This is a genomic window from Anaerobacillus sp. 63XJN7_4_ISO-PGPR-S23-413 (assembly GCF_056173725.1).
In genome coordinates this window covers 3,956,598-3,982,737 of sequence record NZ_CM149688.1, presented here as the reverse complement: position 1 = coordinate 3,982,737, position 26,140 = coordinate 3,956,598, and the positions used below count along the sequence as shown (strand labels likewise).

22 protein-coding genes and 1 riboswitch are annotated in these 26,140 nt (G+C 41.4%); of the genes, 18 read left to right on the top strand and 4 right to left on the bottom strand.

The window, feature by feature from the left end:
• Positions 1–12: 12 nt before the first annotated feature.
• Entirely contained in the window at positions 13–1,500 is a 1,488-nt protein-coding gene (locus AC0VYO_RS20520) for a glycosyltransferase (RefSeq protein ID WP_475368178.1), read from the bottom strand.
• A gap of 301 nt (positions 1,501–1,801) precedes the next feature.
• Here AC0VYO_RS20520 and AC0VYO_RS20515 point away from each other — a divergent pair, with 301 nt between their 5' ends.
• The 6 genes from AC0VYO_RS20515 to AC0VYO_RS20490 all read left to right on the top strand — a co-directional run bounded on the left by AC0VYO_RS20515 (position 1,802) and on the right by AC0VYO_RS20490 (position 5,782).
• Positions 1,802–2,710, top strand: a complete 909-nt coding sequence (locus AC0VYO_RS20515; RefSeq protein WP_475368177.1) for a peptidoglycan DD-metalloendopeptidase family protein — start codon at positions 1,802–1,804, stop codon at positions 2,708–2,710.
• A 501-nt stretch (positions 2,711–3,211) separates the two neighbouring features.
• Positions 3,212–3,484: a sporulation transcriptional regulator SpoIIID gene (gene spoIIID / locus AC0VYO_RS20510; protein WP_048311390.1), complete on the top strand. Its 273-nt coding sequence runs from the start codon at positions 3,212–3,214 to the stop codon at positions 3,482–3,484.
• Positions 3,485–3,623: 139 nt separating this feature from the next.
• Positions 3,624–4,625 (top strand): rod shape-determining protein, encoded by a 1,002-nt coding sequence (gene mreB, locus AC0VYO_RS20505; RefSeq protein WP_194218409.1) that lies wholly within the window; start codon positions 3,624–3,626, stop codon positions 4,623–4,625.
• A 36-nt stretch (positions 4,626–4,661) separates the two neighbouring features.
• The gene (locus AC0VYO_RS20500; RefSeq protein WP_475366139.1) at positions 4,662–4,946 is read left to right on the top strand and encodes a DNA-directed RNA polymerase subunit beta; all 285 of its coding nucleotides are present in this window, start codon (positions 4,662–4,664) and stop codon (positions 4,944–4,946) included.
• A gap of 18 nt (positions 4,947–4,964) precedes the next feature.
• Entirely contained in the window at positions 4,965–5,387 is a 423-nt protein-coding gene (gene fabZ / locus AC0VYO_RS20495; protein WP_194218411.1) for a 3-hydroxyacyl-ACP dehydratase FabZ, read from the top strand.
• Positions 5,388–5,626: 239 nt separating this feature from the next.
• Complete coding sequence (locus AC0VYO_RS20490; RefSeq protein WP_475368176.1) at positions 5,627–5,782, top strand: hypothetical protein; 156 nt, start codon at positions 5,627–5,629, stop codon at positions 5,780–5,782.
• 71 nt (positions 5,783–5,853) lie between these two features.
• Here AC0VYO_RS20490 and AC0VYO_RS20485 read toward each other — a convergent pair whose 3' ends face one another.
• Positions 5,854–6,186 carry a helix-turn-helix domain-containing protein gene (locus tag AC0VYO_RS20485; RefSeq protein WP_430245758.1) on the bottom strand — a complete coding sequence of 111 codons (333 nt, stop codon included), beginning with the start codon at positions 6,184–6,186 and terminating at the stop codon, positions 5,854–5,856.
• A gap of 312 nt (positions 6,187–6,498) precedes the next feature.
• Here AC0VYO_RS20485 and AC0VYO_RS20480 point away from each other — a divergent pair, with 312 nt between their 5' ends.
• Genes AC0VYO_RS20480 through AC0VYO_RS20470 form a run of 3 tightly spaced genes read left to right on the top strand, consistent with a single transcriptional unit; the run spans position 6,499 to position 7,063 of the window.
• Positions 6,499–6,621, top strand: coding sequence for an anti-repressor SinI family protein (locus tag AC0VYO_RS20480; RefSeq protein ID WP_226615716.1), 123 nt, complete (start codon positions 6,499–6,501; stop codon positions 6,619–6,621).
• Between the two features lie 12 nt (positions 6,622–6,633).
• Positions 6,634–6,897, top strand: coding sequence for a hypothetical protein (locus tag AC0VYO_RS20475; protein ID WP_475366137.1), 264 nt, complete (start codon positions 6,634–6,636; stop codon positions 6,895–6,897).
• A 28-nt stretch (positions 6,898–6,925) separates the two neighbouring features.
• Complete coding sequence (locus tag AC0VYO_RS20470) at positions 6,926–7,063, top strand: DUF5658 family protein (protein ID WP_475367532.1); 138 nt, start codon at positions 6,926–6,928, stop codon at positions 7,061–7,063.
• 190 nt (positions 7,064–7,253) lie between these two features.
• Here the strand turns inward: AC0VYO_RS20470 and AC0VYO_RS20465 are convergent, their stop codons facing one another.
• Positions 7,254–7,589 carry a helix-turn-helix domain-containing protein gene (locus AC0VYO_RS20465; RefSeq protein WP_194218416.1) on the bottom strand — a complete coding sequence of 112 codons (336 nt, stop codon included), beginning with the start codon at positions 7,587–7,589 and terminating at the stop codon, positions 7,254–7,256.
• Positions 7,590–7,702: 113 nt separating this feature from the next.
• Positions 7,703–7,822, bottom strand: a complete 120-nt coding sequence (locus AC0VYO_RS20460; RefSeq protein WP_194218417.1) for an anti-repressor SinI family protein — start codon at positions 7,820–7,822, stop codon at positions 7,703–7,705.
• 22 nt (positions 7,823–7,844) lie between these two features.
• Positions 7,845–7,945: riboswitch (cyclic di-GMP riboswitch) on the bottom strand.
• A 213-nt stretch (positions 7,946–8,158) separates the two neighbouring features.
• Between AC0VYO_RS20460 and AC0VYO_RS20455 the strand changes: the two genes are divergently transcribed.
• The 9 genes from AC0VYO_RS20455 (at position 8,159) to AC0VYO_RS20415 (ending at position 26,104) form a co-directional block, all read left to right on the top strand.
• Entirely contained in the window at positions 8,159–8,452 is a 294-nt protein-coding gene (locus tag AC0VYO_RS20455; protein ID WP_475366136.1) for a hypothetical protein, read from the top strand.
• Between the two features lie 85 nt (positions 8,453–8,537).
• The gene (locus AC0VYO_RS20450; RefSeq protein ID WP_475368175.1) at positions 8,538–9,305 is read left to right on the top strand and encodes an SDR family oxidoreductase; all 768 of its coding nucleotides are present in this window, start codon (positions 8,538–8,540) and stop codon (positions 9,303–9,305) included.
• Between the two features lie 71 nt (positions 9,306–9,376).
• Complete coding sequence (gene gloA2, locus AC0VYO_RS20445) at positions 9,377–9,763, top strand: SMU1112c/YaeR family gloxylase I-like metalloprotein (protein WP_430247052.1); 387 nt, start codon at positions 9,377–9,379, stop codon at positions 9,761–9,763.
• A gap of 178 nt (positions 9,764–9,941) precedes the next feature.
• The gene (locus AC0VYO_RS20440) at positions 9,942–15,455 is read left to right on the top strand and encodes an alpha amylase N-terminal ig-like domain-containing protein (protein WP_475368174.1); all 5,514 of its coding nucleotides are present in this window, start codon (positions 9,942–9,944) and stop codon (positions 15,453–15,455) included.
• 345 nt (positions 15,456–15,800) lie between these two features.
• Positions 15,801–16,418, top strand: coding sequence for a transposase (locus AC0VYO_RS20435; protein WP_475368173.1), 618 nt, complete (start codon positions 15,801–15,803; stop codon positions 16,416–16,418).
• A gap of 52 nt (positions 16,419–16,470) precedes the next feature.
• Positions 16,471–17,349, top strand: coding sequence for a DNA-processing protein DprA (locus AC0VYO_RS20430; RefSeq protein WP_475368172.1), 879 nt, complete (start codon positions 16,471–16,473; stop codon positions 17,347–17,349).
• A 520-nt stretch (positions 17,350–17,869) separates the two neighbouring features.
• Positions 17,870–21,700, top strand: a complete 3,831-nt coding sequence (locus AC0VYO_RS20425) for a cell wall-binding repeat-containing protein (RefSeq protein WP_475368171.1) — start codon at positions 17,870–17,872, stop codon at positions 21,698–21,700.
• Positions 21,701–21,883: 183 nt separating this feature from the next.
• Positions 21,884–24,334, top strand: a complete 2,451-nt coding sequence (locus AC0VYO_RS20420) for a cell wall-binding repeat-containing protein (protein ID WP_475368170.1) — start codon at positions 21,884–21,886, stop codon at positions 24,332–24,334.
• A 141-nt stretch (positions 24,335–24,475) separates the two neighbouring features.
• A complete protein-coding gene (locus AC0VYO_RS20415; protein WP_475368169.1) occupies positions 24,476–26,104 on the top strand; it encodes a cell wall-binding repeat-containing protein in 1,629 nt (542 codons plus the stop codon).
• Positions 26,105–26,140 lie beyond the last annotated feature (36 nt).

The following is a 26,140-nucleotide window of genomic DNA, read 5'->3' as shown; positions in this document are numbered from 1 at the left end:
TGTGAATAGCTATTATTTGAAGAAGGGTAACTTAAATTTTTTCTCTTGTTTTCCGATAAGTGTTGTCCAATTTTTTACGAAAGCTGGCTCACGGTACTCCTTATCTACTTCGATCTTGCCAAATAATTTATCCTTAACTTGTACCATTGCTTCAGACAAAGCCTCAATATTATTTTTTTCAACCATAAGTCCGTTTTCCTGGTCTTTTATTAAATCTCTTGGTCCGTATTTAATATCATAAGCTACAACTGGGCAACCATTGTTTAGGCTTTCCATGATAACGAGTCCAAACCCTTCGTACTGACTTGGCAGGAAAGATGCTTTTGCAGTAGCAAATACGCTTTCTGGGTCATCTGTTAGCCCTTTTAAGAAAATGTGCTTTTCAAGCTGATATTCTTTGATTTTTTCTTCGAGCTTTTCTTTCATCGGGCCTTCACCATATATATCAAGAGTGAAAGTAGACAGCTGTTCTCTAGCCAATTGGAAGGCTTCGATTAAATGGTCAGGTTGCTTCACATCAGTTAAGCGACCGATGAAAACAAATTTATTTTCACGCTCTCCTTTCAGATTTAAGGTTGATGGCGCGATAGAATGCGGGATAATGCTAATCTTTTCATTGTTAAAAATTAAATGAGAGAGATCGTTTTTTTGCTCTTGGGTTAACGCGACGATATGATCAACTTCATCTGCATGGTCGATAATATATTGATAAGATGATTTGATATCATTGATATCTTCACTTTGTAAGTGTGTATTATGAAGAATTGCGATTTTCGTAAGATCGTTACCTTTCAGCTCACACATAGGTTTATCAAGAAGACGAGCGTCATTGATAATGGTAGAAGAATCCTCAATCATCTGCTCTAGGCAATAGCGGAAGAAATCTTTTTCTGTTTTAAATTCAAGGATGCCTTTTTCAGTGAAATGATGGATACGGATAATCTTGTTGTCACTCGTCCCATCGTATGTTTGGTTAACATAAGCATGTCCGCGATCATCATAATAGATTTCTTCAAGCTTATTTGTCGTCCCTTGTTTGTAATTGATCTTCCGATGGCATTTTCCTCGTTTATTAAATTCCTTTCGACACGCACGTTTGCGATTATAAGGATCCATAAAATCAATGAATTTAAGTGATCCATCTTCCGAATCGTAACTCTTATAAAGAACGTATTCGCCGTTTTCAAAATAGCGATAGGCTTTATTCTTTTTAATTTCACGATACGTAAGTCCTTCTTCCTCAAGTGGTTGTTCGACTCTATCACCAGAATAAGAACGATCGGCAAGATAGTCGTAGATGTTCATCATTTTCACCGAACGCGGTACTTTGTTTTCACTATAATATTGCTCATATATGTCCCCATAGTAAGGATTATAATTTGTTGTAATAATGGTATAGTTCAGGTCAGCCTGTTCTACTAATTTCTTAGTACGATCGAGGAGGGACTTTGTTCTGCCTCCAAATTGCTCGGGCAGTGTTGATGTAATGACGTAATTCATAATAGAGTAATCCCCTTCATTCTCGTCTTGAATAAATCAAAACGGATTTTAGTGCCAAAAGTGTTGTTAAAGGTTATATACCCTCATATTCAAGTAATCATTCTTACAAACAGATAACAAAATATAAAACAAGAAATAATGGCATATATAGAAAAATACGCCTAAAATCGTATGTAAATACTGGGAAAACCGAATTCATGAATAAAAACATCCCCCTTATCAAAAAATAAATAGACATTTTTTTAGGAACATGTATATAAATCTCGCAACCTGACCACAATGTTGCTGAGGTGATGAACAAATGGGAGACGAAAAACAACGATCTCATCCTGTTGAAAAAAGCGCTTCTAAATGGCAGAAGCTAGCAAGGAAACGCTGGATCTATCCGGCAGTCTATCTTGGTTTTGCAGCAATTGTTCTTGCAGCCGTTCTTTGGATGCAAGGTGGGCAAGAAAATGCTGGCCCGGATTTAAGCGGAATTGATGAAGAAAGAAGTGCCTTTGACACTAATGACGAGTCCGTTCCAGTCCTTGGTGATTCAGAAGTCTTTAAAGTACCTGCATCCGAAGATAGTGGTGTATTTGTGCAGAAACAATTCTATGACACATCAGCTAGCACGCAAGAACAACAAGCAGCCCTTGTTTTCTATAATAATACCTACTACCAAAATGCAGGAATTGACTACGCTAGTGAAGATGGAGCAAGCTTTGAAGTTAAAGCTGCTATGAGTGGAAAGGTTGTTAAAGTATCAGACGACCAGCTGCTAGGAAATGTAGTTCATTTAGAACATGCAGATGGGGTTGTTACTGTCTATGAATCGCTTGAAGCAGTTGAAGTGGCAGAAGGCGATAAAGTGAAGCAAGGCGATAAGCTTGGTAAGGCTGGAACAAACACATTTGATACAGACGCTGGTGTACACGTACACTTTGAAGTTCGTAAAGATGGTACTCCAGTTAACCCACTTGATGTTTTTAATCAACCTTCTTCAGCAATTGAAGGTCCAGAAAAAGCTGGAAATGAAGTTTCCAACCCATCAGCCTCAGAAGGTACTGATGTTGAGAACAAAGACAACAGTACAGAATCCGAAATGGATGCTGAGAAAGACGCCGAAGATGATGCAAAGAGTGCTGACGAGGATAAATCCGACGAGCAAAATAACAATGAGCAGAAATCGGATGATCAAAAATCAGGTACAAAGGATTCAGAGTAACAGAAATCCCCGAGCAATCGGGGTTTTTTATTTGTTTACAATTCAACATGACATCGTTCGACCTTTCCCGGGAAATAGCATGCTAATTCCAGTTTTATTGCTTAAAAAAGCATTGAAATTGCTCTGAATCTTGAGGATTAAAGAAATCAATTAGTAAATAATCGCATGCAAAGATGCGAAGAGAAATTCTATAGAAGAGGTTCTTTTAGGAAATGATTTAGCATACAAAAAAGGCAAAAATCGCTCATTATAAGAAAATTTAAATAAAATCCCTTGTCCCTCTTGACTTTTTGGTATATAACCACCTTTGCCTTAATAAAATGTTACAAAACTTAGTAAATGAGGGGCAGAGGTGAGAAGTTGTGGTAAGGCTTCGAAGTATTCTTGCATGCAATACTCCTGACATCATGTAGGTCGACCTGATGACTAGAGCTTCGTAGCATGATCACTTTATCAGTCTCATTTCGCATCTCTCACATCCAATTTAGGGAGGCGAGTGGTGTGCACGATTACATCAAAGAGCGAACCATCAAGATTGGAAATTACATCGTGGAGACTAAGAAAACGGTGAGGGTGATCGCCAAAGAGTTTGGAGTGTCCAAAAGTACCGTTCATAAGGATTTAACAGAACGGCTTCCCGAAATTAATCCGGACCTCGCCAATGAGGTGAAGGGGATTCTCGAGTATCATAAATCGATACGCCATCTCCGCGGCGGCGAAGCGACGAGAATAAAATATAGAAAGGATACGGAAAAAGAAGAAGCTGTCAAATAATACGCCTAAAAACGACATTTTTTTCTAAATACTTTCTTCCTGGTTCTTTATTTGTGGTACAATATACTAATGGATAAGTAGTTTAAACATACTAGGACTGAGACAATAGATGAGTGAAAGAATACAGGGAGGATAAGTCATGTTTTCACGTGATATTGGGATTGATTTAGGTACCGCGAACGTACTGATTTATGTGAAAGGCAGAGGCATAGTGTTGGATGAACCTTCTGTCGTGGCATTAGACACTGGTACTGGAAGAGCACTTGCTGTAGGTGAAGAAGCAAGACAAATGGTTGGCCGGACTCCTGGAAACATCGTTGCAACACGTCCATTGAAAGATGGCGTTATTGCAGACTTCGATATTACAGAAGTGATGCTGAGACATTTCTTGAACAAAATTAATGTAAAAAGCTTTCTATCTAAACCGCGTATTCTAATTTGTACGCCAACAAACATTACGTCTGTTGAAAAGAAAGCGATTAAAGAAGCTGCTGAAAAAAGCGGTGGAAAACAAATTTTCCTTGAAGAAGAACCAAAAGTAGCAGCGATTGGCGCTGGTATGGATATATTTCAGCCAAGCGGTAATATGGTTGTGGACATTGGCGGTGGAACGACGGATATCGCAGTTCTTTCAATGGGCGATATTGTCACCGCCTCTTCCATTAAAATGGCAGGGGACAAGTTCGATTACGAAATCCTGGATTACATCAAGAAAACGTATAAGCTTCTCATAGGGGAGCGGACAGCAGAACAAATTAAGATTAACGTAGCAACGGTATTTCCAGGCGGCCGGAAAGAAGAACTTGATATTCGTGGACGAGATATGGTTTCAGGACTTCCACGCACGATCACAGTGAAATCTGATGAAATTCAGCAGGCCCTTCAGGAGCCAATTACACATATGGTAATGGCCGCGAAGAGCGTACTTGAAAGAACTCCTCCAGAGCTTTCAGCAGATATTATTGACCGTGGTGTCATCATGACAGGCGGGGGTGCTTTGCTTCACGGTATTGATCAGCTATTCGCTGAAGAGCTAATGGTACCTGTACTCATTGCCGAAGAGCCAATGAGCTGCGTTGCAAAAGGGACAGGCCTCATGCTTGAGCATATTGACAAAATTGCAAAGAAAAAATTAGTCTAAATTAGAACGGAAACTATTCGTAAGGGTGTAATCATAATGGCGAACAACCATGAAAAGGTGAACCAGACCTCAGAGCATAAGGAACTTCCTAATGAAGAGGCCATAAAAACGAATAAGAATAAAGAAATTAAAGAGCGTAAGCCAAGGATTCGGTTAATTCCAATCTGGCTACGCCTTCTTCTCGTTGCCCTATTGCTCGTCGCTTCACTTGTAGCAGGTGCGATGATCGGTTACGGTGTCATTGGAGACGGAAGCCCTGCAGACGTCTTTAAGAAGAGTACATGGGTAAAGATTAGTGATATCGTCAAAAAAGAAGAGTAACAGTTAGGAGAATGAATTATGTTAGATAGTCAGGACATTAAGAAGATTATCCCGCATCGTTACCCTTTTCTGCTCGTTGATCGAATTCTTGAAGTAGAAGAAGAAGTAAGAGCAGTTGGTATTAAGAACGTAACAGCGAATGAAGAGTTCTTTAATGGACATTTTCCAGATTACCCTGTTATGCCAGGTGTGTTAATCGTTGAAGCACTTGCTCAGGTAGGTGCTGTCGCGATGCTGAAGAAGGAAGATAATCAAGGCAAGTTAGCTTTCTTTACTGGTATTGACAAATGTCGCTTTAAAAAACAGGTTAAACCGGGAGATCAGCTTCGTCTCGAAGTTGAAATCATTCGTATCAAAGGACCGATCGGCAAAGGTAAAGCAACAGCAACAGTGGACGGCGAAGTTGCAGCTGAAGCCGAGATTATGTTTGCATTGAAGTAGGACAAGCAAACCCCTATTTCCGTAATTTATACGGAAATAGGGGTTTTTTGGAGTGTGAAGTTCACTTTAGTAGAGGCTCGATGATGACTCAAATGTTGATGTAATGTTAAACGATCATAGAGACTATGTAAATTCTAACAAATACCCTTTTTTACCTGCTATGATTTACTCAACCGCTACATAGCGGTAAAACTTATCGAGTTCAGGGAGGAATTTTGGAAATGAATAACAAGAAATTCATGCTCAAAATTGCAACTTCGTTAGTAGCTGTAATGTTAATCACAGCGTGTAACAGCGGTGAAAATGATTCTGAGAACGGCAATAACTCTATGAACAATGGAACCAACACCGAAGAGCCAGCGGCTAACGAAAACTCTGAGAACTCTGCTGAATAAGAACTTTCTCTCCTGTCCTTCGTGGACAGGAGTTTCATATTTCAATAGAAATTCGATTTTAAGTAGTTGTTTTATTCATCATTGCCATGATGGAGTTGCCACTTTTTAAACTCTAAATAGTCTGCGAAATCTTTTTTTGTAATACCTGAGCGCATCGCTTCTTCGATTAATTCTTTCCACTCCGTGTCGAGTGCCGGCTCCTCGTGATCTTCTTCTAATATGAACACTTCCATAGGAACCTTTAATTCTGCCGCTATTTTTTCAAGAAATTGAATAGAAGGATTAGCCTGTTGATTTCGTTCAATCGAACTTAAATAAGACTTGGCAACCCCTGCCCGTTTAGCGAGTTCAGTTAAAGACAGTCCCATACGATTCCGATAAAGTTTAATTTTTTCCCCTATCATCCCTTTACCTCGACTTTATCATTATTTATTGTGTTAATTTTATCAAGAACAATTTGTTCTGTAAACAGAACAAATGTCGTGTTTTTATATTAATTTTCTAAAAGTCTCTTTGAACAAAATAATTAAAATTTAAGAACGAGAGAGTATTTGGTAGGATATAGAAGATTATAAGCTGGTAACAGCCTTATATAAAGAATTTTCAGTCTTTTTAATCTTCCAAAATAAGACTATATTAGATGTACATTCTAAATAAAGAACAAAACGTTCTTTATTAATGTCGTTTATTGCTGAATTATATAAGGGGGATGGGGAATGAAAACGTATACTGACGAAAAATTGGATCAGGAATGGGTGACCCTTATTTCAATTGCAAGAAGAATGGGATTATCTAAGGAGGAAGTGAAGGATTTTCTAATCAATTCCTCAAAAAAATAAGGAGGAATGATGGTGATCAAATTAGGGGAAGGGACTTTTGTCTCTTATATTTTAGGGAAGAGGATTAAAATCATTGCGGTTGATAAACAGATCGCCAAACTCTACATCAATGACGAATATAAAGGGAAGTGCGATTTATCTTTTATTCTAGAGAAAATCCACGGACTTGAAAATAAAGAACAAGACATCAAAGGAATAATCCGAGATGAACAGAAAATGTACGATGAACTTAGGGAGATTATACAAAACCAAAATATATCGTCTCATTATGAATAAAGGGAAAACGTAGGAGCAGTTTTTTGTTATTTATTTAGCATGGATTAACGCTCTTGATGGATTTATCACATATTGTGGAGTTCAAAATGGATGGATCGGAGAAGTGAATCCATTAATGCGAATGCTATTTCAAATGGATCCACTTGTTATCCTAATGTATAAATAGGTTTGTCTCTTTTTTTGATCGCCTTACTTTTAAAATTTCATCACTTTAAATCCGGTTTAATACGGATTTTATTAATCGTGGCTTCAACATTATATTCTTTCATATTGTGTATCCACGGCTATTAGGTATATATCCTGTTAACTAAATAGATAAGAGCCTACTGGAAGATGTCGGCTCTTAAAAAAACAATTTATTGATCAGATCCCTGTTTGGCACGCCACTTATTAAACTCCAGAAACTCCCTGAACTGGTCCTTACTTATACCAGACTCCATTGCTTCTTTAACGATCTTTTTCCATTCCGAGTCTAACTCACTCTGATGAATAGGATCATCTCCCTGAAGTAGTACCTCTACCGAAACATCAAGAACATTAGATATTTTATCTAGGAATTGGATAGAGGGATTTGATTGTATATTTCGTTCAATTGAACTCAGATATGACTTGGCCACATTCGCACGTTCCGCTAATTCTGAAAGAGATAACCCTTTGCGTAAACGATACTTCTTTACTTCTTCACCTATCACGTGTATCCCTCCGATGCTTCGACAAAATTCTTTGATTGTATGTAATTATACCAGTATGTTATTGTTCCGTAAATAGAACGAAAGCGGCGTCCGTTCCGCCGCTTTCGTTCAGGTTACATTCCCTCATTTTTGAGAAACGCTTTGATTTCAGAAATTTTGATGCCCAATTCCTTCGCTTCTTTCATTAATTTAATCCATTCCTCGTCCAGATTTTCTTCCGTATGTACGCCCATGTAACTCCTCCTTAAACTCTTTCCAGGTAGTTCAGCCATCATAGAAGCCTTCTATCAACAAGCTTCCTTAGATCTGTTTACTTTGCGCCCACTTTTTTTCAAAAATGGTTGCCCTTTTCTGGAGGATACTTTGTACGATCCATCATATATTTATGAAAATCCTACTATTATAATAGGCCATTAAACCTACGAAATGTGTTGTAATTTGTAAAAAATATCAAAAATATATGACTTTTTTTGTAAATAAATAGCTTTTTTTAAATTTGGTGTTAGGAAAATACATACATCCACTTGAGATGGTCAAAATAGGACTATTACAACGATGGAGGTTTTTCTATGAAAAAGTGGATGTTGTTACTGATGACGATGTTTCTTTCCCTGAGTATTGCGGCTTGTTCGAATGCAAATGAAGAAGAAGGACCGGTAGAAGATCCCGAAATGCAAGAAGATACACCAGAAGATGAAGAGAATGTTAACGAAGACGATGGAACGATTGATCAGGAAGACGATGATACAATGAATAAGGATGGTTCAGAAGAAGGCGATAAAGATGAAGATGGTAACATGGATGAAGGGGACATGGACGACACTGAAAAGCAACCGAATGATGAAACTGAAAACCAGCAATAGGGACCTTAACGGGTCTCTTTTTTTATATAAAATTGTCTAAAAAGTAGGTGGACGGGAATAGTCAGAAAAAAGGAGAGTGCTAAATATGAAGAAGGTAGCCGTTATAACAGGTGGTGGATCTGGAATTGGAGAAGCCGCAGCTAAACGCTTTGCAAAAGAAGGCGTTCGAGTTTGCTTATTTGATTTGAAGGAAAGTCGAGCAGAACAAGTGAAGGAGTCGATCGTAAAAAACGGGGGAGAGGCGTTTGTCCTTGATGTGGATGTGGCCGATGAAGAACGAGTTACATATGGTTTGAAGCAAGTTGTTAACAAATGGGGACGCATTGATATTCTGTTTAACAATGCAGGAATTAATGGCACACTGAATCCGATTGAAGAAATGAAGGTTGATGAGTGGGATCAGACGATTGAAACAAATTTAAGAAGTACTTTTCTAATGGTGAAACATACAATCCCTTATATGAAAGAAGATGGAGGGAGTATCATTATTACTAGTTCCATAAATGGCAATCGGACTTTTTCGAACTTTGGCATGTCTGCTTATAGTACTTCAAAAGCAGGACAGGTAGCCTTTATGAAAATGGCTGCTCTTGAACTAGCACAGTATCACATCCGCGTAAACGCCATTTGCCCTGGGGCAATCGAGACGAACATTGATCAAAACACAGACAAAAAAGATAGTGTAGAAGAAATTGAAATTCCAGTAGAATATCCTGAAGGAAGTCATCCGCTTGAGCAAAAACCAGGTTCGCCACAACAGGTGGCAGACGTCGTTTACTTTCTAGCTTCTGATGCATCCAGTCATGTAACAGGGACAGATATGTATGTAGATGGGGCGGAATCGCTGCTATAATGACTAGCTGCTCGGGTTTCTTATTGACGACGCTCATTTGTCAGCTTATCGTTTAAAGTGAGGTGAAGCAGATGTTTACTAAAGTGCACCATGTTGCAATTATTTGCGGAGATTACGAAAAATCAAAGAAGTTCTATGTAGATACACTCGGTCTTAAGGTTATCGAGGAAACTTACAGAGAAGAACGAAATTCATACAAACTTGATCTTGCCGTCGGAGATCATACAAGAATTGAATTATTTTCATTCCCGAATGCGCCAGAAAGACCAAGCTATCCTGAAGCAAAGGGACTAAGACATATCGCTTTTGAAGTATTAGACCTTGATAAGGCCGTTAATCATCTAACAGAAAGAGGAGTATCTTCTATTGAAGATGTAAGAGTGGATGAGCTCACAATGAAGCGGTTCACTTTTTTCAATGATCCGGATGGTCTACCGATCGAGCTGTACGAAAAATAATGAAATTTTCTAAAAATAAGTTGATTACTTCCAAATCCTGTGGCAAAATAGATCGCGAAAGCGTTTGCTTGGATTTGGAACAGTTAGCTTATTTTTTATTTATAACTGCAAACGGTTTCCTGAAATTTACGGTTTTGTGCAAACGGTTTCGCTAATCGTATTTTCAAGGGGGAAAAGGATGAAAAGGGGTAATCGAAGGAGATTTTCACTGTCACTCGTCGTCGTTCTGTTGATTCAATTGCTTGCTGGAGCTATTCCTGGAGCAGTGAAAGCGGCAGCAGTTAGTCCTGTCATAGACGGATCATCAGCTACGTTTATTTATGAAGGAGATGGGAGCGAAGAATCGATTCTTGTTGCAGGTGATTTTACAAATTGGCAGGAAGGGGCACTTCCACTCGAGAAAGTAGATGACGTCTGGGAGTTAACGATAGATGATCTATCCGATGGACTTCATCAGTACAAATTTATCGTGGGAGATGAATGGATGAAAGATCCTTTAAATCCAAATGGTAGCGATAATAGTACCTTTACGATTGGCGAGGTGAAAGACGAACGAATTGTCACCCTTGTTGGCGATTTGCAGGACGAGCTCGGTGCTTCAAAGGAATGGGATCCAACAGCTGAGGAAACAAAGATGGAAGCCATGGGAGGAGGGTTTTATGAATTCTCTGGTGAACTTCCAGCAGGGAGTTATGAATATAAAATAGCGATCAATCAATCTTGGGGAGAGAGCTATGGTGATGGTGGAAACAATCTTAAATTAACACTGGATGAGAAAACAAAAGTAACGTTTTATTATCATGATGGAACACATGCGATTGCAGATTCAACTACTTACACACCGCTAAAAGAAAAATCACCTAGACTTGTTGGCTCGATCCAGCCTGCCATTGATGCAGGGGCAGAGTGGAGCCCTGATCAGTCAACAGCGCTTCTGACTGATGATCAATTTGATAATGTCTATTCCTTTACGACAAGCGTACCAAAAGGGAATTATGAGTATAAAGTGGTGCTTGGCGATAAATGGGGAGACGATTATCCAGCAGAGAATGCAAAGTTGAACGTCATTGAAAAGGCAGACGTCACGTTCTTTTTCAATGCCGATTCAAAAGAAGTAAGCACAGATTATAGTGCTGAAGGGTCAGATGGTGCAGTAAATAAGGCAAGTCTTCTACATAACTCATGGGAAGAAGCTTATCGTGCTCCGTTTGGTGCTGTGAAAGAAGGAAAGACGGTGACGCTACGTCTAGCAGCAAAGAAAGATGATGTAGCGAAAGCCGACCTCTACATCAAGAATCAAAATACGGGTACAAGCAAGCTGATCTCAATGGAGAAGGCAGCCACAAATGATGGGAAAGATTTTTGGGAAGCGAAAGTAACGCCTGAAGAAAAAGGACTTTACGGCTATAAATTTATCGTGCGTGATGGTTCAGCAAAAGCGGAGTATGGAGAAGATACGAAGCAAGGAGCGGCTGGAAAAGCAGTTGATACGAATGCTGAACTTTATCAATTAACGGTCTTCGATCCAGGATACGAAACGCCAGACTGGATGAAAGAAGCTGTGGTGTATCAAATTTTCCCTGATCGATTTAATAATGGAAATGAAGAAAACGATGATTCAAAGGAAACCGCACGTGGTCATGAACCAATTGAGCACCAGGAGTGGGGAGAGCTTCCCGATAATCCAAGGCTTTCGGACAGTGCAGATTATGATGGAGATAAGATATGGAGTAACGATTTCTTTGGTGGGGATATCGAAGGCATTCAAAAGAAGCTTGATTATATTCAATCCCTTGGTGTAAATACCCTTTATTTAAATCCAATTGCGAAGGCAGCATCAAATCATAAATATGATGCAGCGGATTGGAAAACGATTGATCCAATGTTTGGAACACCTGAGGAATTTAAAGCATTTACCGATGAACTTGAAAAACGTGACATGCACCTGATTATGGATGGCGTATTTAATCATGTTGGGGATGACTCCATCTACTTTGATCGCTATAGTAAGTACGATGTCGTTGGGGCTTATGAATATTGGTCTCGTATTTATGACCTAATGAATGACGAGGACATGAGTGAAAAAGATGCGAGAGTAGAAGCACGAAAACAGCTTGAAAAAGAAGGCCAAACGTTTAATGACGAATATGGCTTTCATAACTGGTTTAATATCAAAAATGAAAAAGTGAAGGATGAGAATGGGAAGGAACGCTACGACTATCAGGCGTGGTGGGGATATGATTCTCTTCCTGAAATCAAAAGCGTTGAAGGAGACGCAGTTGATTATGATAGTGAGTTAAACAATGAGAAATTTTCTGATTACATTATGTATGACAAAGATTCTGCATCGAAATCATGGTTAACAAATGGGGCTTCCGGATGGCGCCTTGATGTCGCAAATGAAGTCGATATGGAATTCTGGCGTGAGTTCCGTGATGAATTGAAATCTGAAGAAATGGCCGGTGCCGGAGCAACGCTGAAGGATGGGGAAGAGCCGCTGATTCTAGGTGAGATCTGGGATGACGCATCAAAATACTTCCTTGGGGATCAATATGATTCCGTGATGAACTATCGTTTCGAAGGTGCTATTCTTGATTTCTTGAAAAATGGGAATGCAGCAAGTACAGATGAGAAGTTGATGGCAGTACAGGAGGATTACCCTGATGAGGCGTTTCATGCGCTCATGAATTTAATGGGGTCTCATGATACGCCGCGTGCAATCTATGTACTTGGTGGCGGAACTGACACGTATGAACGAGCTGAGTTTGATCCGAATTACGATCACGAGCTTGGCGTGCAGCGCTTAAAACTAGCTGCGGTTCTGCAAATGGGTTACCCAGGTGCCCCAACGATTTATTCCGGTGATGAAGCAGGTGTAACGGGTTCTAAAGACCCTGATGATCGTCGCACGTATCCGTGGGGAGATGAAAATGCAGAGTTAGTAAAGCACTATCAAGCTGCAGGAGCTGTTCGTACTGAAAATGCAGATCTTCTTGCATACGGGAAGCTTACAACCCTGCATGCAGACGGGGATGTCTATGCATTTGCTCGTACGAATGATGACGGTGCAGCAATCATTGCAGTGAACCGCGGTACTAATTCGCAAACGATCGAGCTAAATGTGAAGGAAGTTGTGAAAAACAACATATCATTTACCGATGGACTCGCGAAAGATGACAGCGTAACGGTGAAGGGTGGCAAGGTTTCGGTAACGATTCCTGCAATGACTGGCCGCATGCTAATAGCTGACGAAGGTCAGAATTTTGAGCGACCAAAAGCGGCTAGCGATTTGAAAATTTCTGCTGGAGAAGGAAGCGCAACCCTTTCTTGGACAGGAGATGCAGCGAAATACAAAGTGTATCGCTCAACGCTACAAGGGGCGATGTATGAAGAAGTGAGTGTAACGGAAGACAAGGAACTTACCGTTGTTGGATTAACTAATGGCCAATCTTACTTTTTTGCCGTAACGGCGATCGATAAGGATGGCAATGAATCGGTAAAAGTGGAAACGAAGGAACCAACGATTCCGCACATCGAGTGGAAAGAAGGAAAGTACGAAATTTCTTCAGTTTCAGTCATTGACGATCAAGTGTTGGATCTATCAAACACTTTCGCAATCGAAGCTAGTGTGAAAATAGATGGTGCAACGGAATCAAGTCTTGCAGAAGGATTAATTGGAAAACTTCAAGTGAAGCGTGACGGTGAGTGGCAAGAGTCTAAAGCGACTTACACAGGACAGGAAGAAGAGGCTAATGGATTTAAAGCGGAATTCCGCCCAATTGAGAAAGGAACATACGCTTACCGACTAGCTTTTTCAACTGATCGTGGGGCTACGTGGAAAACAACGAATACAGAAGAAGTCACGTTCTCTCAAAATGAGGATGATACGAAGGCCCCTGCAGATGCTGTGAAGCTTGAAGAGCCGTTAAAGGAATCTGGACAGGTAACATTAAACTGGGCACTTGAAGGAACAGACAACCCTTACTTATTAGCGGTTGAGCGGGATGGTCAAACGGTTGAACTTCTAGATAATGCAGAAGCAGTGACGTACACAGACTTCGCTGTTGAGAACGGCAAAGCGTACACCTATCGCATCGTAGCGTATGACAAAGCTGGAAATCAAACCGCTTCTAATAAAGTAACGGTAACTCCGGATATTGTGATGGTAGACGTAACATTTAAAGTGCATGCCCCTGACGATACACCGCTTAGCGCAAAAGTAACGATGCCTGGTGATCAAAATGGGTGGAGTACAAGTGCATGGGAAATGTCTCGTAATGGAGCGGTATCACCGGATTGGGAACTACAAAAATCTTTCCCAGAAGGAACGGTCTTAACGTACAAATATGCAAAAGGGGAGTCATGGGATCAGGAAGGACTTGCCGACCATACGCGTAATGATAAGTCTGATGATGACGTCAGCTTCTATGGTTACGGAGCAGAAGGTACAGATCTTAAAGTGACGGTAACTAACCAGGGCAGTAATAAAATGGTTGTACAAGATGAAATTTTCCGTTGGATCGATATGCCCGTTGTCGTAAACTCTCCTGAAAATGGTGCCGTTGTGGAAGGCGATACGGTAACTTTTAAAGGAAATGCGATCAAAGAAGGAAACCTAACGATTAATGGTGAGAAAGTAAATGTGAATGAGGATATGACGTTCACACATGAAGTAAAGCTAGTAAATGGTGAAAATGAAATACCAATTACAATTGAACCATCTGAAGAAAATAAATCTAAAATTTTCAATAACGATAGTGGAGCGATTGGAAAGAATACGAAGAAATATACGTGGAAAGTAACATCTGATGCTGGTGAAGCGGAATCGAAGGAACCAGTGAGGATATTTGGAGATAATCGCTATGATACAGCTGTTGAGATCTCAAAAGAAGGATGGGACGAAGCGGATACTGTTGTTATTGCACGAGGAGATAACTTTGCAGATGCGCTAGCAGGGGCACCACTCGCGTATAAATTAGATGCACCTATTCTTTTAACGCGTGAAAAGGGGCTTGAGAAATCGGTCATAAGCGAAATTAAGCGCCTTGGTGCGAAGAAAGCGATTATTCTTGGCGGGACATCAGCCGTACCGAAATTTATCGCTTATCAGTTAGAAGGACTCGATTTGAAAGTGAAACGAATTTACGGAGATGATCGTTTCGAAACAGCTGCTAATATCCAGGCGAGTCTTGGTGGCAATCCTGATAAAGCTGTCGTAGCAAGTGGAATGAACTTCCCTGATGCTCTTTCTGCCGCATCTTACGCAGCAGAAAATGGTTATCCAATTCTGTTTACAAAGCAGGACGTTGTGCCAAAAGCAACGGAAGTAGCCCTTCGCAGTGTCGACCAGGCGATCGTCGCTGGTGGTGAAGCAGTGGTTAGTGAGAAAGCGTTCAGCAAGCTACCGGATGCGAAGCGCTATGCTGGAGAAAACCGCTTTGGTACAGCGGCGTCAATTGCAACTGAACTTAACCCATCTCAGCACGTGTTCATCGCAACAGGCATGGACTTTGCTGATGCGTTAACAGGTTCTGTTCTAGCTGCCAAACAAGGTGCAGCGATGCTTCTAGTAAAGCCAGATGAATTGCCGTCTGAAACAGCTGAAGCCATTGAAGAACTACAAGCAGATACGTACACTATTTTAGGTGGAGTCAATGCGGTTAGTGATGATGTGGTGGATGGATTGAAATAATGCTTAATGGGGTCAGGCTCGCGCCTGACCCCATTAACAGACAAAACACCAAAAAGTGTCCGCCGCAGGTGGACACTTTTTTAATGCAAATGTCTCTCCCATTGTATTGAACCTATAGTGGATAAGGGTTGAACGGTAGGAGGTGAATGAGGGGGTTAAGTACGTACCTGTCCTCCTCATTCACGCCTATTACTTCCCCCCTCATTTTCCTTCAAGTGAATTAAAAAATATTTCTGAATAATTTACAAATTAACTATTCCCAAATTCTTGAAAGGTGGTATACTACAATTATTAACCCCGATATGGTAGAAATTCCCCATTTTCCTTACTAAAGGAGCAATTCGAATGGCTCGTAAGAAACGCAATTGGTTCCCTGGTGCTAAGTACCATATTATCTGTCGAGGGAATCGAAAAGGACCACTTTTTGAAGAGCGTATTGATCGTCTGAAGTACTTATTACTTTTAGAACAAGCTCGTCTCGTTTTTCCGTTTCGCCTACACGCATACTGTCTCATGACTAACCATGTGCATCTCTCCATCGAAACCTTCGATTATCCCCCTGGTGAAATCATGAAAGTGATCAACTCCAACTATGCAAGATATTTCAACGACAAATATGAGTACACAGGACATGTCTTTCAAGGTCGCTATTTCGCTGAACTTCTCGATTCGATTGATTATGAAATTGACGTGAGTAAATACATCCACCTTAATCCAGTTAAAGCTCGTATGGTAGTAAAGCCAGCGGACTATATGTGGAGCAGTTATCGTGCGTACATTTCTGATCGCAAGAATCCACACGCTTTCCCGGATTACATACTCTCACTTTTTCAGGAACCTTCCCGGGAAGCTTACCAGCTTTATGTCGAGAATAGTGAATCCTCAACACCACCAGATCTTGTTAAACAATGGCCAGAGCGAAAAGGTAGCAAAGTGTATGTGCTCTCCAAACTTCCAGAGTAACGATGGGAAAAAATCCTGTCATAAAAATTAATCACGAAAGAGAAGTGAACGAATGGAGCGCTGGATCTGGCTAAGTTCGATTCCGCATGTGGGTCCGGTGACACAAAAAAAGCTGTTGACCGCTTTCGGAACTCCTGAACGAGTCTATGATGCCTCTCTCTCTGAACTTCAGAATGTCCGTGGAATCTCTCGTCTTGCACGCGAAGCAATAATGGCTACCCGTTCACTTGAGAAACCAAAGCGCATTCTCGAACTTGTTCAGCAAAAGGAGATCTGGCTATTACCCCGAGATGACCCGCTTTACCCTGTTTATGCAAAAAATGTTCCTGAATCGCCCGTTCTCTTATATTACAAAGGTCATATCAAGCCAAGCTTACCTTCTGTCGCAATAGTTGGTTCCCGTTCTTGTTCTAATCAGGCGCGACGTGCTGCGAAAGAGTTATCCACCAAACTCTCAAGCCTGAACATCCCTGTTATTAGTGGTCTCGCTAAAGGAATCGATTATGCTGCTCACACTGCCTGCCTCGCAAATTGTGGGCAACCGATTGCTTTTGTTGCAAATGGAGTTGATACTTGTTACCCGAAAGAGCACCGCTCGCTCTTCGAAGCAATATCAATTGAAGGCGCTGTCATATCGCAGTATCCACCTGGCACAGCACCTACACCAAAGCAATTTATTCAGCGAAATGCGTTAATCAGTGCATGGTCAAGTCATGTCGTGATTATGGAAGCTAAAGTGAAAAGTGGTGCTATGACGACAGCTCACTTTGCGCGGAAGCAAGCAAGAAACGTCCTTGTTTTCAATAGCAATGATGCTCGATTTAGGCAGGGGACAAACTGTCTAATGAAGCAAGGTATACGTCCTTATAATGATTTTCATTCATTTGAAAACGAATTAGAAAACCCATATACTCTTGAGTCACCAAACTAGTATACTCCCCGCTAGACTAACGTGTAATGTTCCCTCAAGGATCTTCAAGATCATCTCCCCGACTAGAGCATGATGGATCCAACCCATCAGGGAAGAGATGTAAGAAAGAAGAAGATAAACCTGCCTCTTAACCATCCAATCGAGCCATCGATAGGGTGGTTTTTCTTTGTGATTGGAAACTAGTACTTTAGACTAGTATGTGAGCAGAAAATGAAAGAGTAAGGAAAAATGAAATCTATCGTTATATATTAATTTCACCGTTTCTTTACAATGTGAAAGATTGAAGAAAGAGTTTTCTAGGAACAATTAGTCTCCCGTGAACGCGGACAAAAGCAGCGAAAACAGCGGTTTTGTATGTGAAGGGGGTCAGGCTCGCGCCTGACCCCTACCACAAAATGAAAGCGCCATCTAAATTTAGACAATTTACGCTATTTTTACACATCTGGGTCAAAAGTTATTGTATACTGACAATTGGTGGTATCATCACCAAAATTCGACTACATATCCGGGGGGATGAAATTTGAAACGAAGGTCAACCAGTCGTTTTATTAGCTTTGCGCTAATATTCTCAATGGTTCTTAGCTTTTTCGCATTACCAGTTTCGCAGCTTTCTGCTTCTGCCGAAGGAACAATTTCCGTTAGTGAAGCAATCGCAAATAATACTGGTTCTGCAACAGTAGAAGGGTATATTGTAGGAACAACTTCTAACGGCCCATCTTACAACTTAGAAAATGCTAATAACGTAGAAACAAATATTGCTATTGCAGATTCTGCCAATGAAACACAAGCAGAAAATATTATTCCGGTACAATTACCAAAAGGATCTCTAAGAGATGACCTTAATTTAATCGCTCATCCGGAAAACAAAGGTAAGAAGATCCAAATTACTGGAAACCTCGCAACGTACTTCGGTGTTCCAGGACTCAAAGAGCCTTCAGCTTACACATTTCCTGATGGCACAGCTCCAGACCCGGACCCAGATCCAGAACCTATCGAACTCTCAACAATCACTGATGCTAGAAAAGTAGAAAACGGTACAAAAGTGAAAATAAAAGGCATTGCCACAGCATCCTTTGAAACTGGCGGCCAAACGAACCTGTTTATCCAGGATGACACTGCTGCCATTATTGTGCGTGCTGCAGGCATTACGGCTCAACCAGGTGATGAAGTAACTGTAGAAGGCGCCATGTCAGATTATTATGGCATGCAGCAAGTACAAACTAGTGCCTCTAATGTAGCCATCACAACGGAAGACAAAGGTATCCCGTCCCCTCAGTCACTCATATCCACTGATCTTTCCAAAGATAACGGTGAACAGCATGAAGCTGCATTCACACAATTTAATGATGTCACTGTTAAGTCAGTCGATGGCAATGGTAATTTCACTGCTGAAGACGCTTCAGGTGAATTTGTCATTAAACCAACAAATAAGTCTCTACTTGAAGTAGGTAAAACCTATGAAATTCTTAAAGGTGTTATTGACTACAACTTTAACGAATACAAACTCGTAACTCGAAGCGCAGCTGACGTTATCGAAACAGCTTTCTCAGTAACGGCAAATCCTGCATCAGGATCTGTTATTGAAGGCACGATGGTGAAGCTTGCGACAGCAGAAGAAGGTGCGACGGTTCATTACACAACAGATGGTAGCGAACCGACAGCTGAAAGCACAGAATACACAGCGCCAATTGAACTAACTGAAGATACAACGATTAAAGCCGTAGCAACCAAAGACAATAAATTAAGTGAAGTCGCCACTTTTGATTACACTGTTTTAAAGTCTGCTGATGGCATTAGCATTCACGATATTCAAGGTTCAGACCACACTTCTCCTTATGAAGGAATGGCTGTTACGAAAATCGCTGGGATCGTTACGGCAAAAGACGGCAATAACGCCTTCTACATGCAAGAAGATAATCCCGACGATAGCAACGCCACTTCAGAAGGAATCTATGTTTATAAAAGCGGCGGCGCTGGCGTAAACGTTGGCGACAAAGTAGAAGTAGACGGTCAGGTGAAAGAGTATAAAGAAGGTGGTTATAGTGACGCGAAAGACCTTCTCACTACTCAAATTACTGCCTCTTCCATCACTGTTGCTTCTTCCGATAACACTTTGCCAGAAGCGATCGTAATCGGAACAGACCGCACGCCTCCAACTGAAATCGTAGAAGATGACGAAATGAAATCTTTTGATCCTGAAACAGATGGACTGGACTTTTATGAAAGCCTTGAAGGAATGCTTATTGAGATTTCGGATGCAAACGTAACAGGGCCTGTGAAATACGATGAGCTTCCTGTATACGTAAACACAAGTGAAGATCAACTTCTTACTCGTGCAAACGGACTGCTGCTTTCAGCAGAAGATCCAAACCCTGAACGTCTCTTAATTGACGTGGATGGTATTGATATTGACGTAACGACTGGTGATCGTCTCGATGGCCCCGTCACTGGAATCGTGAGCTACGATTACAGTAATTTCAAAATCCGTCCAACGGGCACATTCCCATCCGTGATTGATGGTAATACAGAACGTGAAGTAACGAAAATTGAGTCATCAAAAGGCGATCTAACTGTTGCTTCTTATAACATTGAAAACTACTATCCTGGTGTTGGGGAAGAGAAAACAGGCAAAATTGCTGAATCGATTGTAAAGAACATGAAAACACCAGACATCGTTGGTTTAGTCGAAGTACAAGATAACAATGGTCCTACAGATGACGGCACGACAAGTGCAAACGAATCTTATGAAGCGATTATTCAAGCGATTGAAGAAGCAGGCGGCCCAACATACAAGTTTACTGAAATCGCACCTGAGGATAAAACAGATGGCGGACAGCCTGGTGGAAATATTCGCGTTGGGTTCATCTATAATCCTGATCGCGTTAATTTCTCTGAGAAGAAATCTGGTGATGCAACAACTTCAGTTGGCGTCGATGAAAACGGACTAACGCTTAATCCTGGACGCATTGATCCAACAAATGAAGCGTTTGAAGATTCCCGTAAATCACTTGCTGCTGAGTTTGAATTTAATGGTGAAAAAGTGGTTGTTGTAGCGAACCATTTTAATTCAAAAGGCGGAGATGGCGCACTCTTTGGCGCTGATCACCCTGTTGTTTTAGGAAGTGAAGTACAGCGTGTGAAACAGGCGTCCATCTTAAACAATTTCGTAAATGACGTCGTGACGAACATGGATAATGGCAAGGTTGTTGTTCTAGGTGACTTGAATGACTTTGAATTCTCAAAGCCAATCCAAACGCTTGAAGGCGACGTACTAACGAATATGGTCAAAAAGCTTCCAACAGAGCAACGCTACTCCTACAACTATCAAGGAAATGCGCAGGTGCTCGATCATATTCTCGTATCGAACAATCTAGCAAACCGTACGATGATTGATAGCATTAACATTAACTCTGATTTTAGTGAAGCAGATGGCCGCGCAAGTGACCACGATCCAATGCTTGCGAAGATTCAAATGAACAACAGCGTTGACCGCACTTCAGGAGAAACACGTTATGAGACTGCGGTTGAAGTTTCGAAAAAGGGATGGGAAAGTGCTGAAACAGTAGTGATCGCAAGAGGCGATAAGTTCCCGGATGCCCTTGCAGGAGCACCGCTTGCGTACAAATATGATGCACCAATCCTTTTAACGGAACAAAACAAGCTAAACACTGCTACTAAGAAAGAAATTAAACGTCTTGGCGCGAAAAAAGCGATCGTTCTTGGTGGAACATCCGCAATTTCGTCTTACACAGAATATGAACTAAAAGGCCTTGGGCTGAAAGTTGATCGTATCGGCGGAGAAACGCGTTACGAAACAGCTGTGAACATTGCAGCGAAGCTTGACGGGACGCCTGAAAAATCGATCCTGGCGAATGCCTTTAACTTCCCAGATGCCCTATCTGTTGCATCTTATGCAGCTAAAAATGGCTATCCAATCGTACTAACGGATAACGACAAGCTTCCTGCTGTGTCGAAGAAAATATTAAACACAACAAACGAGCAAATTGTCGTTGGTGGAAAAAGTGCAATCAGTGAAAAGGTTGTAGACAGTCTTTCCAATGCCGTTCGAATTAGCGGAGATGACCGCTATGCAACATCAGCAACGATCGCAACCGCTCTAACACCAGATGCAGACACAGCTATAGTAGCAACAGGATTGAAGTTTGCTGATGCGCTTGCTGGTTCAGTTCTTGCTGCGAAAGAAGATGCAGCGATCCTGCTCGTTAAGAAAGATAAGGTTCCAGAGAAAATTGCTGAAGCCATTAACGAAAATGACATGCACAACTTCCACATCCTTGGTGGCACGAATGCTATTAGCGACGACGTAATGAATGAATTAAAGAACAACTAAAGTAGGAAAAAGGCGGGAATTCTCCGCCTTCTCCTTTTCTATGAAACTAGTTATAAAGTAATGTTTTGAATATGTTAACTATTGTGACAAAAAGGACCATTCACCTAGTAGGCTAGTATATAATGAAAATCGCGGAGACATTCCGACAAAATTTGAGTTTTCGAAAGGGAAGGGATTACTTACATGAATATGAAAAAACCTCTTTTCGGCGTTCTATCAACAGCGGCATTAGCAATGGGAATTGCAGCAGCTTCACCGTCCACACCTGTTGAGGCGGCAGCGGGCGATTTTGATCTTACAATTATGCATACAAATGATACACATGCGCATCTAGATAATGCTCCAAAAAGAGTAACAGCTGTAGAAGAAATTCGTGCAGCTCGCGCCAATACAATTTTATTAGATGCTGGTGATGTTTTCTCTGGTACGCTTTTCTTCAATAAATATAAAGGTCTCGCAGACGTACAATTTATGAACATGATGAAATACGATGCGATGGTACCGGGTAACCACGAATTTGATGAGGGTCCAAAGACGTTCTCTGAGTTCGTCAAGCAAACGAAATTCCCGATCGTAAGCTCAAATATTGATTACAGCAAAGATCCTTATCTTAGCCCTCTATATAAAAATGAAATGGCGATGACTGGTGATGATGGTACCATCTATCCAGCCGTTATCCTTGATGTAAACGGCGAAGAAGTGGGTGTGTTCGGTCTAACGATTGAATCAACAGATGAGCTATCAAGCCCTGGCGAAACGATTTCCTTCCAAAATCATCAGGAGCAAGCTGAAAAGATGATTAAAATGTTCGAGGATAAAGGCGTAAACAAAATCGTAGCCCTTACTCACCTCGGAAAAGCGGTTGAAGTTGAACTAGCTAAATCAGTAGAAGGCATCGACGTTGTTGTTGGTGGTCATAGCCACACAACAATTGAAGAAGCGGTTGTAGTTGATACATTTGAAGATCCAACTCTAGTTGTACAAGCAAATGAATATAGCAATTTCTTAGGTGATCTTGAAGTGACGTTTAACGAAGAAGGCGTGCTAACTGATTGGGATAATGAACTTCTTGATTTGGGTAGTAAAAGTAAGTTCGAGCCTAACGAAGAAGCAAAAGCTCTCTATGATGAACTGAAGAAACCACTCGAGGAAATTGAGAAAGAAGTAGTCGGTCAATCTGACGTTTATCTTAATGGAAAACGTGCATCCGTAAGAACAGGTGAAACGAATCTAGGAAACTTAATTACAGACGGTATGCTTTACAAAGCTCAGCAGTTTACTGATGCAACAATCGCAATCACGAACGGCGGAGGAATCCGTGAATCAATCGATGAGGGACCAATTACATTAGGAGAAGTTCTCACAACGATGCCATTCGGTAACAACCTCGTCACGCTTGATATGACTGGTGCAGAAATCATTGATTCATTGGAGCATGGGGTAAGCGGTGTCGAAACTCAGGAAGGTCGTTTTGCTCAAGTAGCAGGACTTCGCTATTCTTTTGATAAAGATCTTCCTTCTGATGAGCGAATTCTAGATGTAAATGTGAAAACTGAAAACGGCTATGAAGATATTGATCTAGAAGCGACTTACACTGTTGCAACTAACGCATATATCGCTCAAGGTGGCGACGGATACGATGCAATGGGTGAAGCTGCCGCTGACGGTCGTATGAACGAACTTTTCTTCGTAGATTTTGAAGTATTTACAGAGTATCTCGATGAAATTGGAACAGTTAAAGCGAAAGACGAAGCACGTATCGTTGAAGCAGATGCTGAGCGTATCCAGGGTGAAACGCGCTATGAAACGTCTGTGAAAATTTCGCAAGAAGGCTGGGAAACTGCAGATACGGTTGTTCTCGCACGTGGCGATTCCTTCCCGGATGCACTAGCAGGAGCACCACTTGCTTATAAATACGATGCGCCAATTCTTTTAACAGAAAGCGGATCACTGAATAAAATGGCGAAAGAAGAAATTGCACGTCTTGGTGCGAAAGATGTCATTATCCTTGGTGGCACAAGTGCGGTAAGCAATTACGTGAAATTCCAGCTTGAAGGTATGGGAATTGAAGTTGAGCGTATTGCAGGGGACAACCGATTCGATACAGCTGCAAACATTGCAGCGCGTCTTGGCGGATCTCCAAATAAAGCGATTGTAGCAAACGGCATGAACTTCCCGGATGCTCTTGCAATTGCGCCATACGCTGCACAGAAAGGTTATCCAATTCTATTAACAGAAGCGGATGAAATTCCATCAGCAACTAGCAATGCGCTTAAAGGCATTGATGGATCGATCATCGTTGGTGGCGAAACAGCTGTTAACGGTAAGCTCGATGCGAAGCTACATGCTGAAGATCGCTATGCAGGGGACAATCGTTTCGGTACAGCGGCTGATATTGCTACAAATCTTAACCCTTCAGCACGCGTTTACGTTTCCACTGGCATGAACTTTGCTGATGCCCTTTCAGGATCTGTTCTGGCAGCGAAACAAAATGCTGCAATGCTATTAGTGAAGCCGAATATGCTTCCGAAAGAAACAGCAGAAGCGATCGAGGACATGGAAGCTTATGACTTCAACGTTCTTGGTGGAGAAAATGCTGTAAGTAACGACATTTTAGATCAGCTCAAAAAGTAATCCATTTATTAAGAAAGCGCGGGGAACGTCTCCTGCGCTTTTTTGATATTTATTTTATGAATAAGCAGGTATTGAAGAAAGGAAAGCTAATTGTATACGTAACGATTCGTTATAACGAACTATTTTTGGGGAGGGTTCTGATTGAAGAGGTCGGGAAAGCGAAAAATCAGTCCGCTGCTGCTGTTGATTCTCGTGATCACCATGCTTATGCCGTCTCAAGCGTTTGCCACTGCCAGTCTCGATGAAGAAAAAAATAATGTCTATTATGCTGCCCTTGGTGATTCACTTGCGGCTGGCGTCATGTCGAACAATACTCTCGGTTTAAGTTATGGCGACTACATAGCTCAGGATCTAGATCGGGTAGGTTTATTAGGAAGCTACGAAAAACCTTTTGCGGTGCCTGGAGCGACTTCTAAAGATTTGTTGAACGCTTTGATGGATCGTGACATGCAAGTTAAGATCGCCTCCAAAAATATGATAACGATTACGATCGGTGCGAACGATTTTCTTCAAGTACTCGGTTCGGAACCGGAACGATTGAAGGACCCAGAAGAAGTCAAAAAGATCATCACTGAGCTATCGGAAAATTACGCTTCTATTATGGGAATTATAAGAAGCGTTAATGCGTCCGCAGATGTTTATTTAATGGGATACTACAATGGTTTCTACGCGTTCCCTGAGGCTGATCAGCGTCCGCTCGTGGAACTGACAAAGACGGTGAATGGGATCATTAAGCAGATCGCGGCCGATTCATTCAGCCACTACGTTCCTACCTATGATGCCATTTCAACGGATTATGCAACCTATTTGCCAAATCCTAAAAACGTTCATCCATCGGCAGCAGGATACATGGCGATCGCCGATGAATTTTGGAAGCAAGTGAAATTGAATTTGCCAACAAATGTTGATAGAATCGCTGGAGCTAATCGGTATGAGACAGCAGTGAAAATTTCTCAGGAAGGGTGGAAGCAAAGCGCGCAAGGAGTTGTGATAGCAAGAGGTGATGATTTTCCTGATGCGTTAGCTGGTGCCCCGCTTGCCTATGATTTAAATTCACCCATTTTATTAACACACTCTGACGGTCTTGATCAAATTGTAAAGGATGAGATTGAACGACTCGACCCAGAGTTCGCCATACTTCTTGGAGGAGAGAAGGCTCTTTCCAAAGATGTTGAAGATGAATTAGGCAAGATGAAGATTCCAGTCGAACGAATAGCAGGAGCGGATCGCTATGAAACAGCTGCAATGATAGCGGTGAGTCTTCCTCCATCAAATAAAGCTGTTATTGCGAACGGTATGAAATTTCCAGATGCTCTTGCAATTGCCTCTTACGCAGCGGAAAATACGTATCCTATCTTGCTAGCAAAACAGAATGAGCTCCCAGAAGACACGGCCGAAATTCTCAAACAATATCCTGAGAGCATTGCCGTGGGCGGTACGGCTGTTATTTCGGAAAGCCTTTTCGAAAAGTTACCAAAAGCAAAGCGATACGGGGGTAAGAATCGTTATGAAACAGCTTCAATTATTGCAATGGAATTAAATCCATCGCATAAGGCTTTTGTCTCAACGGGTCTTGAATTTGCAGATGCGCTAACAGGAAGTGTTCTTGCTGCCAAAAGAGACAGTAGTTTTTTGTTAGTAGATCCATATAATATGCAGGATGCGGTCATTGAAGCAAAAGAAAAGTTAGGCATCTATCATTTTACGATTCTAGGAGGTCCGAAAGCGGTTAGTCCTTCCATTGAAAGGGAGCTTATTGGAGTTGAATAGTCGAATAATTATTTCTGAGGGATCAGCTTACGAGCT

Coding starts and splice junctions, on each gene's coding strand:
- AC0VYO_RS20430 (WP_475368172.1), top strand. CDS start 16,471: ATGGAGCGCTGGATCTGGCTAAGTTCGATTCCGCATGTGGGTCCGGTG.
- gloA2 (WP_430247052.1), top strand. CDS start 9,377: ATGTTTACTAAAGTGCACCATGTTGCAATTATTTGCGGAGATTACGAA.
- AC0VYO_RS20455 (WP_475366136.1), top strand. CDS start 8,159: ATGAAAAAGTGGATGTTGTTACTGATGACGATGTTTCTTTCCCTGAGT.
- AC0VYO_RS20485 (WP_430245758.1), bottom strand. CDS start 6,186: ATGATAGGGGAAAAAATTAAACTTTATCGGAATCGTATGGGACTGTCT.
- AC0VYO_RS20420 (WP_475368170.1), top strand. CDS start 21,884: ATGAATATGAAAAAACCTCTTTTCGGCGTTCTATCAACAGCGGCATTA.
- fabZ (WP_194218411.1), top strand. CDS start 4,965: ATGTTAGATAGTCAGGACATTAAGAAGATTATCCCGCATCGTTACCCT.
- AC0VYO_RS20500 (WP_475366139.1), top strand. CDS start 4,662: ATGGCGAACAACCATGAAAAGGTGAACCAGACCTCAGAGCATAAGGAA.
- AC0VYO_RS20460 (WP_194218417.1), bottom strand. CDS start 7,822: ATGGGCGTACATACGGAAGAAAATCTGGACGAGGAATGGATTAAATTA.
- AC0VYO_RS20440 (WP_475368174.1), top strand. CDS start 9,942: ATGAAAAGGGGTAATCGAAGGAGATTTTCACTGTCACTCGTCGTCGTT.
- AC0VYO_RS20480 (WP_226615716.1), top strand. CDS start 6,499: ATGAAAACGTATACTGACGAAAAATTGGATCAGGAATGGGTGACCCTT.
- AC0VYO_RS20490 (WP_475368176.1), top strand. CDS start 5,627: ATGCTCAAAATTGCAACTTCGTTAGTAGCTGTAATGTTAATCACAGCG.
- mreB (WP_194218409.1), top strand. CDS start 3,624: ATGTTTTCACGTGATATTGGGATTGATTTAGGTACCGCGAACGTACTG.
- AC0VYO_RS20435 (WP_475368173.1), top strand. CDS start 15,801: ATGGCTCGTAAGAAACGCAATTGGTTCCCTGGTGCTAAGTACCATATT.
- AC0VYO_RS20520 (WP_475368178.1), bottom strand. CDS start 1,500: ATGAATTACGTCATTACATCAACACTGCCCGAGCAATTTGGAGGCAGA.
- AC0VYO_RS20515 (WP_475368177.1), top strand. CDS start 1,802: ATGGGAGACGAAAAACAACGATCTCATCCTGTTGAAAAAAGCGCTTCT.
- AC0VYO_RS20450 (WP_475368175.1), top strand. CDS start 8,538: ATGAAGAAGGTAGCCGTTATAACAGGTGGTGGATCTGGAATTGGAGAA.